The organism is Sellimonas caecigallum, from assembly GCF_019754295.1.
Taxonomy (GTDB): domain Bacteria; phylum Bacillota; class Clostridia; order Lachnospirales; family Lachnospiraceae; genus Sellimonas; species Sellimonas caecigallum.
Window position 1 is genome coordinate 48,800 of sequence record NZ_VIRV01000007.1, and the last position, 16,122, is coordinate 64,921.

13 protein-coding genes and 1 pseudogene are annotated in these 16,122 nt (G+C 43.6%); 10 read left to right on the forward strand and 4 right to left on the reverse strand.

Going from position 1 to position 16,122, the window contains the following annotated elements; translation table 11 throughout:
• The 4 genes and pseudogenes from FLB61_RS06435 (at nt 1) to FLB61_RS13365 (ending at nt 3,557) form a co-directional block, all read left to right on the forward strand.
• Nucleotides 1–1,422 (forward strand): aminopeptidase, encoded by a 1,422-nt coding sequence (locus FLB61_RS06435; protein WP_221919703.1) that lies wholly within the window; start codon nt 1–3, stop codon nt 1,420–1,422.
• Entirely contained in the window at nt 1,406–2,674 is a 1,269-nt protein-coding gene (locus FLB61_RS06440) for an L-cysteine desulfidase family protein (protein WP_221919704.1), read from the forward strand. Before FLB61_RS06435 ends, FLB61_RS06440 begins: the two co-directional genes overlap by 17 nt.
• A pseudogene (locus FLB61_RS06445) lies at nt 2,671–3,260 on the forward strand (YitT family protein); the annotation flags it as partial. The gene FLB61_RS06440 and the pseudogene FLB61_RS06445, both read left to right, overlap by 4 nt.
• Before the next feature lie 135 nt (nt 3,261–3,395).
• Nucleotides 3,396–3,557: a DUF2179 domain-containing protein gene (locus FLB61_RS13365; RefSeq protein ID WP_246599147.1), complete on the forward strand. Its 162-nt coding sequence runs from the start codon at nt 3,396–3,398 to the stop codon at nt 3,555–3,557.
• Between the two features lie 200 nt (nt 3,558–3,757).
• On the opposite strand, the gene FLB61_RS06450 is transcribed toward FLB61_RS13365, so the two are convergent.
• Nucleotides 3,758–5,509, reverse strand: coding sequence for an IS1634 family transposase (locus tag FLB61_RS06450; protein WP_221919705.1), 1,752 nt, complete (start codon nt 5,507–5,509; stop codon nt 3,758–3,760).
• Nucleotides 5,510–5,786: 277 nt separating this feature from the next.
• Here FLB61_RS06450 and FLB61_RS06455 point away from each other — a divergent pair, with 277 nt between their 5' ends.
• Entirely contained in the window at nt 5,787–6,848 is a 1,062-nt protein-coding gene (locus FLB61_RS06455; protein ID WP_204907366.1) for a Fic family protein, read from the forward strand.
• A gap of 511 nt (nt 6,849–7,359) precedes the next feature.
• On the opposite strand, the gene FLB61_RS06460 is transcribed toward FLB61_RS06455, so the two are convergent.
• The 3 genes from FLB61_RS06460 to FLB61_RS06470 are packed head-to-tail and all read right to left on the reverse strand — an operon-like array spanning nt 7,360 to nt 10,379.
• A complete protein-coding gene (locus FLB61_RS06460) occupies nt 7,360–8,301 on the reverse strand; it encodes a hypothetical protein (RefSeq protein ID WP_221919706.1) in 942 nt (313 codons plus the stop codon).
• Nucleotides 8,294–9,424 (reverse strand): DUF58 domain-containing protein, encoded by a 1,131-nt coding sequence (locus tag FLB61_RS06465; RefSeq protein ID WP_221919707.1) that lies wholly within the window; start codon nt 9,422–9,424, stop codon nt 8,294–8,296. The genes FLB61_RS06460 and FLB61_RS06465 overlap by 8 nt, the downstream gene beginning before the upstream one ends.
• 1 nt (nt 9,425) lies before the next feature.
• On the reverse strand, nt 9,426–10,379 hold the full coding sequence (locus FLB61_RS06470; protein WP_221919708.1) for an AAA family ATPase: 954 nt from the start codon (nt 10,377–10,379) through the stop codon (nt 9,426–9,428).
• Between the two features lie 242 nt (nt 10,380–10,621).
• On the opposite strand from FLB61_RS06470, the gene FLB61_RS06475 reads away from it, so the two are divergent.
• From FLB61_RS06475 to FLB61_RS06495, 5 genes are all read left to right on the forward strand, one after another.
• Nucleotides 10,622–12,193 (forward strand): ABC transporter substrate-binding protein, encoded by a 1,572-nt coding sequence (locus FLB61_RS06475; protein ID WP_330625520.1) that lies wholly within the window; start codon nt 10,622–10,624, stop codon nt 12,191–12,193.
• Nucleotides 12,194–12,264: 71 nt separating this feature from the next.
• Nucleotides 12,265–13,215, forward strand: coding sequence for an ABC transporter permease (locus FLB61_RS06480; RefSeq protein ID WP_087202161.1), 951 nt, complete (start codon nt 12,265–12,267; stop codon nt 13,213–13,215).
• 10 nt (nt 13,216–13,225) lie between these two features.
• Nucleotides 13,226–14,122 carry an ABC transporter permease gene (locus FLB61_RS06485; protein WP_087202163.1) on the forward strand — a complete coding sequence of 299 codons (897 nt, stop codon included), beginning with the start codon at nt 13,226–13,228 and terminating at the stop codon, nt 14,120–14,122.
• On the forward strand, nt 14,122–15,153 hold the full coding sequence (locus tag FLB61_RS06490) for an ABC transporter ATP-binding protein (protein WP_246599148.1): 1,032 nt from the start codon (nt 14,122–14,124) through the stop codon (nt 15,151–15,153). The genes FLB61_RS06485 and FLB61_RS06490 overlap by 1 nt, the downstream gene beginning before the upstream one ends.
• Nucleotides 15,150–16,118 (forward strand): ABC transporter ATP-binding protein, encoded by a 969-nt coding sequence (locus FLB61_RS06495; protein WP_087202165.1) that lies wholly within the window; start codon nt 15,150–15,152, stop codon nt 16,116–16,118. Before FLB61_RS06490 ends, FLB61_RS06495 begins: the two co-directional genes overlap by 4 nt.
• Nucleotides 16,119–16,122 lie beyond the last annotated feature (4 nt).

The following is a 16,122-nucleotide window of genomic DNA, read 5'->3' on the forward strand; positions in this document are numbered from 1 at the left end:
ATGGAGAAGGAGAATAAGAATATCTGGCTGACGTACAGTGAAAAGGAGAAAGAAAAACTTCATAAAATCTGTGAATTATATAAATCCTGGCTGGATAGAGGGAAAACGGAAAGAGAATGTGTGGAACTAGCGGTAGAACTGGCAGAAAAGGCGGGATATCATAATCTTGAGGAATATCTGTCAGAAGAGAGACAAATCCAGAAAGGGGAAAAAATTTATGCTGTCTGCATGAAAAAATGTATTGTGCTCTTTAGAATGGGGGCGGATCCGATCTCGGCAGGCATGAATATTCTTGGCGCTCACATCGACTCTCCGAGAATTGATATAAAACAGAATCCGCTTTATGAAAAAGATGATTTTACATATCTGGACACACACTATTACGGAGGCATAAAAAAATACCAGTGGGTGACGCAGCCGTTAGCGCTTCATGGAGTGGTTGTCAAGAAAGACGGAAGCTGTGTGAATATCAGTATCGGCGAAAGAGAAGATGAGCCAGTATTTGTCATTACGGATCTGCTGGTTCATCTGGCTTCAAAGCAACTGGAAAAGAAAGCGGGAGAAGTCATCGAAGGAGAAAAACTGGATATCCTGGTTGGAAATTGTCCGATTGAACGGGATGAAAACTTGAAAGAAGAAAAAGAAACGGTGAAAGCTAATGTCCTGAAAATCCTGGAGGAAGCTTATGGGATTAGCGAAGAAGATTTTGCTTCTGCAGAACTGGAAATTGTACCGTCGGGAAAGGCAAGAGATATAGGATTTGACCGCAGTATGATACTGGCATACGGGCAGGACGACCGTATCTGTGCATTTACTTCTATCATGGCTATGTTGAGTGTAGAAGACAGCAGTCGTACGGCGTGCTGTCTGTTAGTGGACAAAGAGGAAATCGGAAGCGTCGGCGCGACAGGAATGCATTCCCGCTTTTTTGAAAATGTGGTAGCTGAGTTGATCGCTTTGACAGAAGGAGAGTCGGACATTAAGGTAAGAAGAGCGCTCGCAAATTCTAAAATGCTTTCTTCCGATGTGAGCGCGGCGTATGATCCGCAATTTGAAGAAGTATTTGAAAAGCGCAGCGCGGCCTATCTTGCGAAGGGGCTTGCATTTAATAAATTTACAGGAAGCCATGGTAAAAGTGGGTCCAATGACGCGAACGCCGAATATCTGGGAGAAATACGCCGAATCATGGAAGAAGCCGGGGCGGCGTACCAATTTGCGGAATTGGGCAAAGTAGATATCGGGGGCGGCGGTACGATCGCATATATTATGGCTAATTACGGCATGGACGTCGTTGATTCAGGCGTGGCGGTGCTGAACATGCACGCGCCGTATGAAGTGAGCAGCAAATCAGATATTTATCAGGCGGTGAAAGGTTATAAAGCATTTTTGAAGTGGAGATGTGAGGATGAAAAGAGAGGATAATATTTATCAGATATATGTGCAGATTCTGAAAGAAGAACTGGTTACAGCCATGGGATGTACGGAACCGATCGCGATTTCTTATGCGGCTGCAAGAGCAAGGGCGGTATTAGGGGAATTGCCGGAAAAGATTATTGTAAAGGCAAGCGGAAGCATTATTAAAAATGTAAAAAGTGTTGTTGTTCCGAATACCGGCGGTTTAAGAGGAATAGAGGCCGCAGCCGCGGCCGGCGTTGTCTGTGGAAATGAGAACAGAAAACTGGAAGTCCTTTCGGAGATAGAGTCAGAGGACATAGAGCGTATTAAAGGTTATTTGGGACAGGCAGATATCAAAGTTGAATATCAGGAGACAGGGCGTACATTTGATTTGTCCGTATGTGTTTATAAGGAACATTCCCAGGCATGCGTCAGGATTACGGATTATCATACCAATATTGTTCAGATAGAAAAGAACTGGGAATTCATCCGTGACGATTTGAAAGACGAGAAAATAGAAAAAGCGAACAGGGACGTTCTTTCCATGGAGAATATATGGGAATTTGTCCGATGTGCAGATATTGAAGATGTGAAAGAAACCCTGGATAAACAGATAGAATGCAATATGAAGATTGCCAGGGAAGGTATACGCGGAAATTATGGGGCAAATATCGGAAGTATACTGCTTAAAATGGAAGGTGATTCTGTTCAGGTACGCGCAAAAGCGATGGCAGCAGCCGGTTCTGATGCAAGAATGAACGGCTGCGGACTGCCGGTTGTGATCAATTCAGGAAGCGGCAATCAAGGCATTACCTGTTCTGTTCCGGTATTGGTTTATGGAGAAAGTCTGAACTGTGATATCAAGAAGATTTATCGGGCATTATTGTTGTCTAATCTTACGGCTATTTATATAAAAGCAGGAATCGGGACATTATCTGCATATTGCGGGGCGGTCAGCGCAGGTGCCGCCGCAGGAGCGGGAATCGCTTATCTGCATGGAGGAGGATATGAGGAGATCAAGCATACGATCGTGAATGCGCTTGCAATTGTATCCGGCATTGTCTGTGACGGCGCTAAAGCGTCTTGCGCAGCGAAAATCGCATCATCTGTAGAAGCAGGAATTGTCGGTTATTATATGTATCTGAATGAACAGGAATTCTGCGCGGGGGAAGGAATTGTGGCGGAAGGAATCGATCGGACGATTGAAAATATAGGAATACTCGGCAAGGAAGGAATGAAAGAAACGAATAAGAAGATTATAGAGATGATGATAAAATGAAAAAGAACACCAGCGAAAAATTAATAAATTTATTGAGCGTTGTAGCCGGGAATGCAATATTGGCGCTTGCCGTGGTTGCTTTTATTGCTCCGGCAGGAATTCCGATGGGAGGAGCCACCGGCCTGGGAATTGCAGGAAATCATTTTTGGGGAATTCGGACTTCAATTATCGTCTTTAGCTTGAACAGTACATTGCTTATCATAGCATGGTTTATTCTGGGAAAAGGATTCGTAAAAAAACTTTATTGAGTACATTTATCTATCCCTTATTTCTTGAATTGTTACAGAAAATTCCAGGAATCACAACTATGACAGACAATATACTGTTGTCTGCCATTTTTGGAGGACTTCTTGTAGGCGTCAGCATGGGGATTGTGGTAAGGGTCGGAGGATCGACGGGAGGAACGGATATTATTGCCATGATAGCGAACAAAAAAACTTCCCTTTCAGTCGGCGTCATGGTGTATATGGTAGATTTTGTAGTTTTAGGCATACAGGCGTCTTTCTCTGATATGGAGCAAATACTTTATGGGATTATACTGACTCTTCTGGCAACGGTTGTGATTGATAAAGTTGTTCCCGATGGAAAGGTCTCTATGCAGGTGATGATTATTTCAAGAGAGTATAAAAAGATTCAGGAAAAAATATTGCAGGACATAGAAGCCGGAGTGACGCTTTTTCACATACAGACGGGATATAGCGGTGAAGAACAGAAAGGAGTTATGTGTGTAATTCCAAGACACAAACTATTTGTTTTGAAAGAGATGGTCTGTGAAACAGATCCGTTTGCGTTCCTTACCATTAATCAGATTAACGAGGTGAATGGTCAGGGATTTACCAGAGAACGTATTGCATATGAAGAACTCAAAAAGGAAATAATATAAACTCCGGGCGGTTCAAATGGCAGCATTTATTGCACCTGTCAAGATTTCTATCCTAAATCCATTTTAGGCTTCTTGTATCAAGATTTAATATCGGACTTTCTTCCGGTCTTTGACACCTTTTTGAAGAAAAAAGTCTCGTAAGCCGCTTAAACAGCTGGCTGCGAGACTTTTGTTGGTTTTACGAATGCACGTTACACTATCTATTTTTTTGTCTGAGAGCAGATGTTTCTCATTTTTGCTATAGGTACGATCTGCTTGGATGTGCAAAAGCCAAATGCATCATGTAGAGCATCTGTCAGTTCTGTCCTTGTATAGACCGGTTGGTATCCCTTTCCTTCGTATTTCATAAAATCCATCTCCTGCAAGGTTGGCAGTATTTGATCTATGGTGTATCTATCAGCAAGCTTCTTCTCAAGATAGCGGTAGACAATAAGTGAAATAAAACAGGTTATAAAGTGGGCGAGAATGCGCTCCTTGCGATTCAGATATACTGGGCGTGCTTCGAAATCGGTTTTCATTATCCTGAAGCATTCCTCTATTTCCCAGCGCCGCTTGTTTGCTTTCACAATGCTTGAGATGCTTTCATCAAGGTTCGTACATACAGCATAGAAGCCATCGTATTTTTCTTCGTTCTCGATAATGGATTGATCGATATAACTGGAAGTTATCTCTGCTACTTCACCATCTTTTGTGGCATGGTCGGTTTTTATGAATCGCTTGGGATCGTTCTGTTTTTTCTTGCCGAAAGATGTATATCCGTCTTCTACGAGTTTTTTTGCACGCTTTATCTGACCTTCCCGTATGCGACGTTGGAAGTTGCGGTATTTTATGGAGTATGAGACGATCAGCTTTTGCTCGATGATTTCTTTTCTGTCGCCTTTATCGGTATGGATCAGGCCTTCTTCTTTTATCCATCTGGTTTTGTAGAAAATTTTATCCCTATCCTTCTCATCATCTAATTCGGAAATTTTATACTTTTTCCTGGAGCCGTCACCGTCGAGAAACCATCCGTCATCAGATAAACACCATTTTTTCAGGAATTCTTTGAGGGTTTTTATAGGCTGTGTTGTGATATATCCGCGTAACCCATCTTCTCCATCATAAGAATTGAATACCCGATTGGTGGCGGAAGACAACCCGGCGTCCGTACAGACAATAAACTTTGACAGCATTTTTTCTTCCAATGGTATCATAGTCATCTGTTCGTTTCTGTTACCGGGATAGATTGAAAATGAAATAGGGATGCCGTCCATATCCATGAAAAGTCCCATGCCTACGATTGGCAACGGCCTATTTTCCTTACTTTTGCCAAACTGCTTGTCGTCCTCGGCAGCATCGATTTCAAAATAGAAGTTCGTGCAATCATAGTAGATTACTTGTGTATTGCGTTTCTGGATGGCGGTACTGTTCTTAAAGAGACGGCTCTGGATATAATCTGACTCTTCAGCAATGACAGACAGTGCGCGATAAATGTCATGAAGCTCAAACGAGGGCTGTTCTATGAATCTTTTGGATTCATGGAAACTGCTCTTTTTTGAGGAAGGATAGAGAATCCTCGTATAGATAAGACGAGAGAGAATATCATTGAGGTCATACTCAAAAAGATGCCTGCTGGAGATTGCGCGGCATATTTTGTGTAAGCCGAGTTCATAATAAATGTCCTGAAGAAAAAGATAACCTCCATTGAAGCGTCTCTGTTCGTCCATGACAAGGTCCGTTCCGGCACAGAGTTCAATGTTGAATTTTGCAGAATCTTCTTTTTCTGCCTCATTCATCAGTCGGACTTGTTCTTTTGCCCATGCCTTGGCATCAGATACACCATATGTTTCACGTATGTATTTTTCGGAACCAAATGACTTAACAATTTGTGTCTTGTTTTTTCCATTAATTCTCACAGTCTTTACAGCCCTGTAGGTAGTTGAATATTTTCCGGTTGTCCATCCTAATCTCATAAGCCACCTCCTGTATATATTATAGTGGAATGGAATGGAACGTGTAAGTAAAAATAGAAAATTGACAAAAAAATAAAGCCATTACTGGATTTAAGGGAATCAGAATGAGATTGGACTGTCAAACTACCGAGACAATGAAGTAATGAAAAATAGTGAAAAAATAGTGTAATTTTAGTGAAAAAATGGGTTTCGTTAAAAGGAATGTTAAAAATATATCTCCATCATGCTAATTGATATCACCGTCATTTGATGGTAAAATGATGGAGATAATATTAAAATGAAGGAGATTTCGATGAGAAGTTTTGATTATATAAAAACTCCGGAGCAATTGCTAAAACCTGAAATTGTTCAGATGGTCGGAAGCATTCATGAGCATAAAGGTAAGCAGGAATTGTTCCTTGAAGCCAATATAGACGAATTGAAAACTCTGCTGGAAGTTGCTTTGATTCAAAGTACAGGGGCTTCTAACAGGATTGAAGGTATTTATACTACCGACAAACGTTTGGAAGAATTAGTAAGACAGAAAGCCGAACCACGTAACCGGTCTGAACAGGAAATATCCGGATACCGGGAAGTTCTTGCCACTATCCATGAAAGTTATGAGTATATTAATCCGAGACCCAATATTATTTTACAATTGCATCGGGATTTATACTCATATTCCGGAGGAAATGCTGGTGGAAATTATAAAAATTCGGATAATGTAATTGCAGAAACAGATGCAGAAGGTCATCAGAAAGCGCGTTTTATCCCGGTGCCGGCATTTCAGACTCCAGAAGCTATGAATGAACTTTGTATAAATTTTCTGGAAGCATGGGAAGCAGATCGAATAGATAAGTTGATTCTTATCCCTATGTTTATTCTTGACTTTCTGTGTATCCATCCATTTAATGATGGAAATGGGCGAATGAGCCGCCTGTTAACACTTCTTTTGTTTTATAAAGCCGGCTATATTGTCGGAAAGTATGTCAGTGTTGAAATGCTGATTGAAAAGACAAAAGAAACTTATTATGAGGCATTACAGGAAAGTTCCAATGGATGGCACGAAAATGAAAACAGTTATGAGCCATTTGTAAAATATTATCTGGGAATTATACTGAAAGCATACAGTGAGTTTGAGGGGCGTGTAGAGCACCTGAAAAACAGAAGCCTTTCAAAGCCGGATCGTATAAAGGCAGTGATTGATAATAAGGTAGGAAAAATTACCAAAAAAGAAATCATGGAGTTATGTCCGGATATAAGCAAGGTAACTGTAGAAAGGACCCTGACGGAACTGGTTAAAAGTGGATATATCGCAAAAGTAGGTGCCGGGCCGGCAACTGGATATGTTCGTATTTAAATCGGCTGTCGTGGTCGAAACACCATAGACAAATCAACAACAACGTTGTATAGTAATAATAGAAATCTGGTCAATTGAATATTGTTTATCATTCCCGCTTGTAAGGGGATGGTAGCCGGAAGATGATATCTGTCAGGAACAACAGAGCTTTCCCCGGATGTTAGCAGCTGCAAAGAATCTGCTAATTTTCAGGTCTTATCTGGTCTTGACAGAAAGGGTATTCAGATTACCAGAATTTGATTCGAAAATAAAAAAAGTCCTTGATAATAAAGGGCTAAACATATCAGTTCTTGACAGGGATTGACAGAACCACAGAGCTCTCCTAAGGATCAAGTGCAGGTTCGATTCCTGCAGGGGACGGCGATAAAAAACGGCAATGATGAGCGCAAAATGCGATTCATTGCCGTTTTTTCTTTTAAAACAGTCCCGGAATGAATGCGTGACATTCCGGGACTGGTATATGTCGGAAAATTTTCCAAGGTAATGATCTCCTCAGAGCTGATGTGGAAATCTATGTCAAATGAGAAGCGCCTTTTTTGGCCTTTTCCAGATCCTCTTTTGTGCACGCTTCTGTGTCGTATCGTGCTTTCTCGTAAGCTTCGTGAAGCTGTGACAAAGACGGACTCTGGGTAAGATTGACAAAATCTTCGATTTGAGAAGGAGTAAAAGCTTTTGACAGTTTCTGCTTTGGAGCCATACGTCGTCTGACTGCACGAAAATATAATTTTCGGATACGGCCTTCCACACTCCGGTCAAAAAAACGAGGTTTTTCCCGGGAAACAGACCGAGAAATTTTGTCACGTTTCATTTTAGGAGAAACAAATTCCCGTACTTCCACCCCTGCAGCCTTCTCATGTGAGGTAATTTTCCGGTAAAGTATAAAGAGCAAAAGAATGAGAAAAGCTACCAATGCAAGGACACCGATGACAGTGAAAATGCGTTCCAGTATCTGTGCGAACAAAGAGACATCGCGGGGTTCAGATGGCCGGAAGAAAAAAGGGTTCACATCCTCAGGAACGATCTCTTCTGCCGGCGAAGGATCCTTGCGGAAGATAAACTGCAGGATCCAGCGGGCTATCGCAGCGAAAAAACCTTTGATCGCATTCCAAATACCATGATAAGGCATATGGACGAACAGGAATATAAATCCTCCGGTCAGTATCAGGAAACCGGTAAGGAACAGAGTGTTGATCAGATAGATCTGCCGCTTAGGCACATGGGAAACATCCTTGTTCATTCTCATGTAGTGATAGATTCCCTTCTGATTTTGATGGATCAGCACAGAGAATATATCCAGGACAAATACAGCGTAGGCGTAGTCTGTAAACGCCGGATTTTTTGTAAAGTGCCTGGCAAGACAGAGGATGCCTGCCACGGCGAGAATCCCCAGATGAAGATAAAAAAGAGAATGACGGCAGTAAAATTGATACAATTTATTCAACATCTTATTCAATGCGTGACACCTCCCATCGGACAGCTGCAGCGTGTGGGCAGCGGTCAGGCAGAAATTCCATATCTTTATGCAGAGGGGCAATCCACTGAGACCCCTCAGACTGACGGCAGAGCTGGTCAAACGCCTGAAGAAGATTTTTCTTTTGCGAATAGGAGATCAGCAGATACAGATCAGAGCTGTGGGTGCCGTACAATTCTTCCGTGATCGAAAGCTCCATGTTACTAAGATTCTGTGAACAGTCACTGAGCCTTGCCAGCCCTTCCTTGATTGTGCGAATGTGGTGCACTCCGGCTCCGGCTGGAAAATTCAGTTCTTTTTTTGTTATGGCGTCAATCCCGTTGGAAATGAGCCTCACAGGGATCCCTTCTGCAAGAAGGAACTCCGCATAAGAAGCAGCAAGACGAATTGCCTCTTCGAACAGACGTTCGTAGTGCCAGCTTGTATCATCGTCAAGATTCAGGAAAATGGTAACCTGCTGACTGGCTGTATAATCGTGGACATTTACCATTAACTCTCCGGCTTTGGCGGAGGCTTTCCAGTTCACGTTCTTTAAAGGGTCGTACTGCTGATAAGGGCGGATTCCTCGAAATTCAAACGGATCTTCAAAAGAAGATCTCCGGGTAAGTATTGTCCCCATCATCTTGCGGAAAGGAGTTTTAAGCTTTGCGAAGGGAACCGGTTTCGGGTATACATACATGACGGTATCGGAATCTCGGGAGACGATGGACTTGTCCGAATGGAACAAGTCATAGGAGATCAGATCCAGATCCCAAATCTTGTAGTAGCCACGTCTTGTTGCTTTAAATGGCAGGCTTCGAGATATCTTTTCATAGGACATGACGGAGTAGATATCGTTTCGATAGTTGTTGTCTGTTGTGGCAGTATTTTCCGCCTCCTCAAATTTCAGCTTCCGGCTGACCGAAAATTTTACCTGAAGTGTGGTAAGAGGGAGAGCCTTGCGGTTGATAATGATTTCCTGAAGACAGGATGTATCTCCTTCATTGATAGCGTGATCCTGAAAAAGGATTTGGCATTCCAGACCCTTCATCCACAATTTTTTATAGTAGAGTGCCTGCAGCAGATACAGGAGAAATACTGCAAGCAAAGTAAGCACAATGACCATGTTATCTGCTCCATTCTTCCGTAGGTACTTCGGTTTTGTCCAGGATGTCCTCCAGGAAATGCTCGGAGGCACGTTCCATGATATGGCCGGCAGGGAAGACGATCCGGTGGGCAAGAACCGGGATGGCCAGTGTCTTGATGTCTTCTGGGACTACATATGTACGTCCCTGCACCATGGCATATGCGCGGACGGCCCGCAAAAGAGCCAGAGTACCTCGAGGACTTACCCCTCCCAGACAATCTCCGGAAGTTCGGGTAGCCTGGATGATTCTGGCGATATAGTCCATAAGGACAGGATGAACGTTGATGTCCAGATAGTCCTTCTGAAGCTCGATGAGTTCTTCGGCTGTGCAGACAGAGTCAAGTTCTGTGAGAGGACTGGCTTTCAGGAAACGCTCCATAATGGTACATTCTTCCTGTATACTTGGAAGTCCCATGGAAAGCTGCATCAGAAAACGGTCCAGCTGTGCCTCAGGCAGAGGAAATGTGCCGGAAGTCTCGATGGGATTCTGAGTGGCGATGACAAAGAATGGGCGGTCCAGCGGATAAGTCACACCGTCCACGGTAACCTGCCGCTCTTCCATACATTCCAGAAGGGCAGACTGGGTTCTAGGCGTGGCGCGGTTGATCTCGTCAGCCAGAAGAATATTGCAGAATACAGGTCCTTTTCGGAATGTAAATTCTCCTTCTTTTTGATTATAATAGTTCAGACCGGTCACATCAGAAGGAAGCAGGTCCGGTGTGAACTGGATACGGCTGAAAGCGGCGTCGATAGAGCGGGCTAAAGATTTTGCCATCACAGTTTTCCCAGAACCTGGGACGTCTTCCAGAAGGACGTGTCCCTCAGCGATAATAGCGGTAAGAATCAGATCTGTCAGTTTTTCTTTTCCCACCAGAACTTTTCCGATATTGTTCCGGATGGCATTGATTTTGTTATTGCGGGTTTCCGTGTTCATGTAAGTAACTCCTTGTTTTATTGATGTATATTCTCGATTGTCTATTATACAATATTTGTACCTATTTTTGAGCAAAATGGCATAATTTTTTTAAGAAAATAATCAACAATAGTGAATTTGTACAAGAACACTATTGAAAATATAGATACAGAGAGCTGCCATATCAGAATTATTGATTGGGTTTCCGAAAGGTTTTCATGTAATATGTAATTAAGTAAAAATTTTCGGAAAGGGAGATGAAAATGAGAAAGAAAATTTGGTCATGTGTCACAGCGTTAGTATTGTGTACCGCACTCTTTGTGTCAGGATGTGGAGGCTCCAATACAGAAAAAAAAGACACGGAAAAAGGAGCTGACGCGAAAAAAGAAGAATTGCATATCGCTATTTCTGCGAATCCGCCGTCTCTGGATCCGCAGTCTGTCAATTCGAATATTGTCGGTGGAATCGGAATTCATATATATGAACCGCTTTTTGCGATGAACGCAAATTATGAACCGACTCCGGTTTTGGCAGAATCGTATGAAGTGAGTAAAGACGGAAAAGAGTACACGATCAAGCTGCGACAGGGTGTAAAATTCCATAATGGAAAAGAGATGACAGCAGATGACGTCGTTGCTTCTATGAATCGGTGGGTAGAAGTTTCAGCCAAAGCCAATACTCTGATTGGTGGATCCGTGTTTGAAAAAGTCGATGATTACACGGTAAAATTGACGGTAAACGAACCGGCATCGGATATCATCATGATTCTGGCAGGGCCGATTCAGTTTGCGGCTATCTACCCGAAGGAAGTGGTGGAATCTGCGACAGCAGAGGGAATCAGCGAGTATATAGGAACAGGTCCGTACAAAGTTTCTGAATGGAAACAGGATCAGTACGTAGAGCTGGAACGTTATGATGAATATCAGCCGGCAGAAGGAGAAGCGAGTGGACTCGCCGGAAAGAAAGAGGCAGCTACGAAGACGATCGTATATGATGTAGTCACAGATGCATCCACACGTATTGCCGGGGTGCAGAGCGGACAGTACGATATTGCGGAGGAAATCCCTCTGGACAACTATGAGGAATTGGCAAAAGATACCTCTCTGAAACTGAATGTTGATAAGGGCGGAACATTGAATCTATTTCTTGATACAACAGAAGGAATCATGGCAAACCAGAAGGTACGTGAGGCGGCTCTTGCGGCGCTGAACTGTGAAGATATCATGCTTGCTGCATATGGAAATCCGGAGTTATATGAGTTAAATAATAGCTGGATGGATCCGACAGATACACAGTGGGGAACGGATGCAGGAAAAGAATTTTACAGCCAGAATGATACGGAAAAAGCTAAGGAGTTGTTGGCGGAATCTGGATATAATAACGAGAAAATCGTTCTCGTGACCACACCGGACTATGCAGAGATGTACAATGCGACACTTGTAGTACAGGAGCAGCTGAAAAAGGCAGGATTTAATGCCGAGGTCGAAAGCTACGATTTCAGTACTTTCATGGAGCACAGAGCAGACCCGAACCAGTTCGATATGTTTATCACAAGTAATTCCTACAACATGCTTCCTATTCAGCTGTCTGTACTGGACAGTGGATGGGCAGGACTGGACAGACCAGAAGTGTCCGAAGGCATTTCCAAGATCCGTGGTGCGGCATCGGATGAAGAAGCGGCGGCAGCATGGGGAGATATCCAGACATTCCTTTATGAGTACGGAGCTGCTACGGTGCTTGGACATTACACTGGCGTGAGTGCAATGGATGGCGGTGTAGAAGGTGTTGACTATCTGAGATTTAATATTTACTGGGGAGCAAGTGCTGCCGAATAAAGATTACAAAATGGCGGGGTGCAGATGCAGTCCGCCATTTCTGCTTGTAAAAAGGGAGGAGTACAGCACATATGTTGTCTTATATTTTAAAACGGATTTTATCGCTGATCCCTGTTTTGTTTGTCGTGTCGTGTGTGGTTTTTCTGGTCGTATATATCATCCCAGGAGGGCCTGCTACGGCACTGCTTGGTCTGGAAGCAACACCGGATCAGATCGAGGCGCTCAATACAGAACTTGGATTTAACAGGCCATTCTTTGTACAGTATGCAGACTGGTTTGTAAATGTATTGAAGGGAGATTGGGGAACATCTTATTTCCTTCATCAGTCGGTGTTGGAGGCAATCGGAGAATATTTCCTTCCGACATTGAGTCTTGCCGTTTTGGCACAAATTTTTGCATTGATATTGTCGGTACCACTTGGAATACTTGCAGCCTATCGGAGAGGAACAGCACTTGATGTGACAGCCGTATCGGTATCTCTTGTGGGAGCAGCTTTGCCTGGTTTTTTGTTGAGTATGTTTTTAATGCTTCTTTTTGGCGTACATCTTCAGATTTTTCCAGTTGCAGGGTATGCTGGACTGGAGGAAGGGCTGGCGGAGCATTTGCGTTATCTCTTTTTGCCAGCGTTGTCACTTGGGATCGTCCAGGCAGCCTATCTCACAAGAATGACCAGATCTTCTCTACTGGAAGTGTTGTATAAGAATTTTATACAGACAGCCCGGGCAAAGGGCATTAAAGAGAGCAAAGTGGTGCTGAAATATGCACTCAAGAATGGAGCCCCTGTCATTCTTACAGCAGTGGGACAATCTTTTGGAAGCCTCATTGCGGGTACGATTGTGACGGAAACATTGTTCAATATTCCGGGGCTTGGCATGCTTACACTGACATCTATCAACAGAAGAGATGTGTTTGTGATCCAGGGGGTTGTTCTTTTTATAACATTACTGTATGTACTTGTAAATCTGGCGGTTGACATTCTGTATGGATTTGTAGATCCTAGACTTCGGCCGGGAAGGAAATAGGAGGGGCGAGATGAATTTGAGGAAAAGAAAAACTTCGGCGCTCAACCAGGCAATTTTCCGTGAGCAGCGGGAGATTAGAAAAGAGCGGCTTTTGGCCAGTCCAGCATTGATTATTGGGGCAGTGGGATTTTTGATTATTTTACTTTTGGCTGTTTTTGTACCATTATTAAATCCAACAGATCCAAACGCAATGGAAGTGGCGAACCGCCTGCAGCCGCCTAGCGGCAAATATCTGCTTGGAACGGATGAATTTGGACGAGATCTTTTTGTAAGAGTCATGTATGGGGCGAGAGTTTCCCTCTGGGTGGGAGGCTGTGTGGCTGTATTCTCATGTATTCTGGGAACGATCGTTGGTGTTTATGCCAGTTACTTTAAGGTGCTGGATCAGATTCTGATGAGGATATGTGACGGTTTGATCGCCATACCCGGCATTCTGTTGGCCATCGCGTTGATTGCGGCTCTTGGAACATCAAGCTGGAATGTGATTCTGGCGCTGACAATCGTATATACACCGAGTGTGGCAAGAACTGTCAGGGCAAGTGCTATGGTCATCCGGGAGCAGGCGTATGTGGAAGCGGCAAAAGTACAGGGATTTGGCAATTTGCGGATTTTGTGGAGAATGATTCTTCCGGGCGTCATTTCGCCATTGACAGTTCAAGCTTCGTTTATCTTTGCTCAGGCTATCATTTCAGAAGCCTCGTTGAGCTTTCTGGGGGCGGGGATTCCGGCGCCTGCCGCAAGCTGGGGAAACATGCTGGAAGCCAGCAAACTGGTATTCTCCAAAGCACCGTGGACGATGATTTGTCCTGGAGCAGCTGTCATTCTATGTGTGATGAGTCTGAACCTTTTGGGAGATGGACTCAGGGATTTCCTTGATCCAAGGGTAAAAGGGGGACAGAAAAAATGATGCAGGAAAACAAAAAAGAAATAGAATCTATGCAGGATCCGATTTTGGAAATACGGAATCTGAGAGTATTGTTTCCGGTTCATAAAAAATGGCTTCCGGCTGTGGATGGAGTCGATCTTACAATTCAGCCGGGGGAGATCACGGGAATAGTAGGAGAGTCCGGATCTGGAAAGAGTGTGATGTCTCAGTCGGTTCTTCGCCTGAGAGACCACGATACAGCTGTCCGCTACGAAGGAGAGATCCTCTTTGAAAAGGAAAATCTGTTAAAATGGTCTTTAAAACAGATGAGGAATATTCGGGGAAATCGAATCTCCGTTATTTTCCAGGATCCGTTGAATTCCCTGAGTCCGGTGCATACTGTAGAAAGCCAGCTTATGGAGGTTCTTATTCTTCATAAAAAAATTTCAAAAGAAGAGGCAAAGAAAAAAAGTGTGCAGATGCTGAAGATGATCGGTATTCCAAATCCGGAAAACTGTATGAAAAAATATCCCTTTGAATTGTCGGGAGGGATGCAGCAAAGAGTGATGATCGCTATTGCGCTTGCATGTGAGCCAAAGCTGCTGATTGCGGATGAGCCGACTACTGCGCTGGATGTGACGATTCAGGAACAGATCTTGTATCTGATTCAGGATCTCAACAAAAAGCTGGGAATGTCGATTTTGTTCATTACGCATGACCTGGGCGCGGTATCCAATCTTTGTCATAGCGTGAAAGTTATGTATTTGGGGCAGATTGTAGAAGATGCAAAAACGGAGGAATTGTTCACACATCCGCTGCATCCGTATACGAAGGGACTTCTGGCATGTATTCCTCATCTGGCAGTAGAAAGAAGAAAAGAGCTTCCGACCATACCCGGATCGGTACCGTCACTGTCTCATATACCAGAAGGATGCCATTTCTGCACAAGATGTCATGAAGCAGATGAAAGATGCAGGAAGATGCCGCCGCCAGTTGTGGAAGCAACACCGGGACACACTGTAAAATGCTGGAAATATGCAGAAGGCGGAAAGAAAAATGAGGTGGGAGTATGAGTCATTTGATTGAGATCAATGGGTTAAAGAAGACTTTTCCTGTGTACGGAAAGACGGGAAAGATATTTAGCCAGAAAGAATATATGTGTGCGGTGGATAATCTGTCTTTTTACATCGAAGAAGGGGAAACATACGGGTTAGTCGGAGAGTCTGGATGCGGTAAATCCACCACCGGACGTGCGATTGTCGGGCTAACGAAAGCGGATGGAGGATCTATTTTATATAAGGGAAAAGACTTGTGTAAACTAAATGACAAACAGTTTCGCCCATTGAGAAAAGAAATACAGATGGTATTCCAAAACGCACTTTCCGCGTTGAATCCAAGGAGAAGAATCGGTGATATTTTGGGAGAGATATTGGAGATCCATGGAATGAAAGATGCCGATGAAAGAAGAGAACAAGTGATAGAGACGCTGAAAAAGGTAGGTTTGTCGGAGGAGCATTATTTTCGGTTTCCGCATGAATTGTCGGGAGGACAGGTACAAAGGCTTGGAATTGCCAGTGCACTGATCATTGGGCCGAGGCTCATAGTATGTGATGAACCAGTGTCGGCTTTGGACGTGTCTATCCAGGCACAAATTTTAAATATGCTGATAGAGCTGCAAAAAGAACTTCGTATCAGTATGCTCTTTATTTCACATGACATTGGCGTCATCCGATTTATATCAGATAGAATCGGGGTAATGTATCTGGGGACCCTGACAGAAGAGGCGAGCACAGAAACTCTGTTTGCGAATCCGCTGCACCCATATACAAAGATGCTTTTCGATGCGGTACCCGATCCTTATATAACAAACAGAGAGTTTCATGCCTTGACTGGGGAGCAGCCGGTAAGGACCCAAGCTTTTCAGGGATGTGCATTTTATAACAGATGTCCATATGCGTCGGATCGATGCAAGATAGAAACACCAGAATTTAAAGAAGTGGAATCGGGGCATAAAGTAGCCTGCCATATGGTCAGTTAGAACA

Excerpts from the sequence above, each read along its gene's own strand:
- FLB61_RS06475 (WP_330625520.1), top strand. The coding sequence starts at position 10,622 with ATGAGAAAGAAAATTTGGTCATGTGTCACAGCGTTAGTATTGTGTACC.
- FLB61_RS13365 (WP_246599147.1), top strand. The coding sequence starts at position 3,396 with ATGTGTGTAATTCCAAGACACAAACTATTTGTTTTGAAAGAGATGGTC.
- FLB61_RS06485 (WP_087202163.1), top strand. The coding sequence starts at position 13,226 with ATGAATTTGAGGAAAAGAAAAACTTCGGCGCTCAACCAGGCAATTTTC.
- FLB61_RS06455 (WP_204907366.1), top strand. The coding sequence starts at position 5,787 with ATGAAGGAGATTTCGATGAGAAGTTTTGATTATATAAAAACTCCGGAG.
- FLB61_RS06465 (WP_221919707.1), bottom strand. The coding sequence starts at position 9,424 with ATGGTCATTGTGCTTACTTTGCTTGCAGTATTTCTCCTGTATCTGCTG.
- FLB61_RS06470 (WP_221919708.1), bottom strand. The coding sequence starts at position 10,379 with ATGAACACGGAAACCCGCAATAACAAAATCAATGCCATCCGGAACAAT.
- FLB61_RS06495 (WP_087202165.1), top strand. The coding sequence starts at position 15,150 with ATGAGTCATTTGATTGAGATCAATGGGTTAAAGAAGACTTTTCCTGTG.
- FLB61_RS06440 (WP_221919704.1), top strand. The coding sequence starts at position 1,406 with ATGAAAAGAGAGGATAATATTTATCAGATATATGTGCAGATTCTGAAA.
- FLB61_RS06435 (WP_221919703.1), top strand. The coding sequence starts at position 1 with ATGGAGAAGGAGAATAAGAATATCTGGCTGACGTACAGTGAAAAGGAG.
- FLB61_RS06490 (WP_246599148.1), top strand. The coding sequence starts at position 14,122 with ATGCAGGAAAACAAAAAAGAAATAGAATCTATGCAGGATCCGATTTTG.
- FLB61_RS06480 (WP_087202161.1), top strand. The coding sequence starts at position 12,265 with ATGTTGTCTTATATTTTAAAACGGATTTTATCGCTGATCCCTGTTTTG.
- FLB61_RS06450 (WP_221919705.1), bottom strand. The coding sequence starts at position 5,509 with ATGAGATTAGGATGGACAACCGGAAAATATTCAACTACCTACAGGGCT.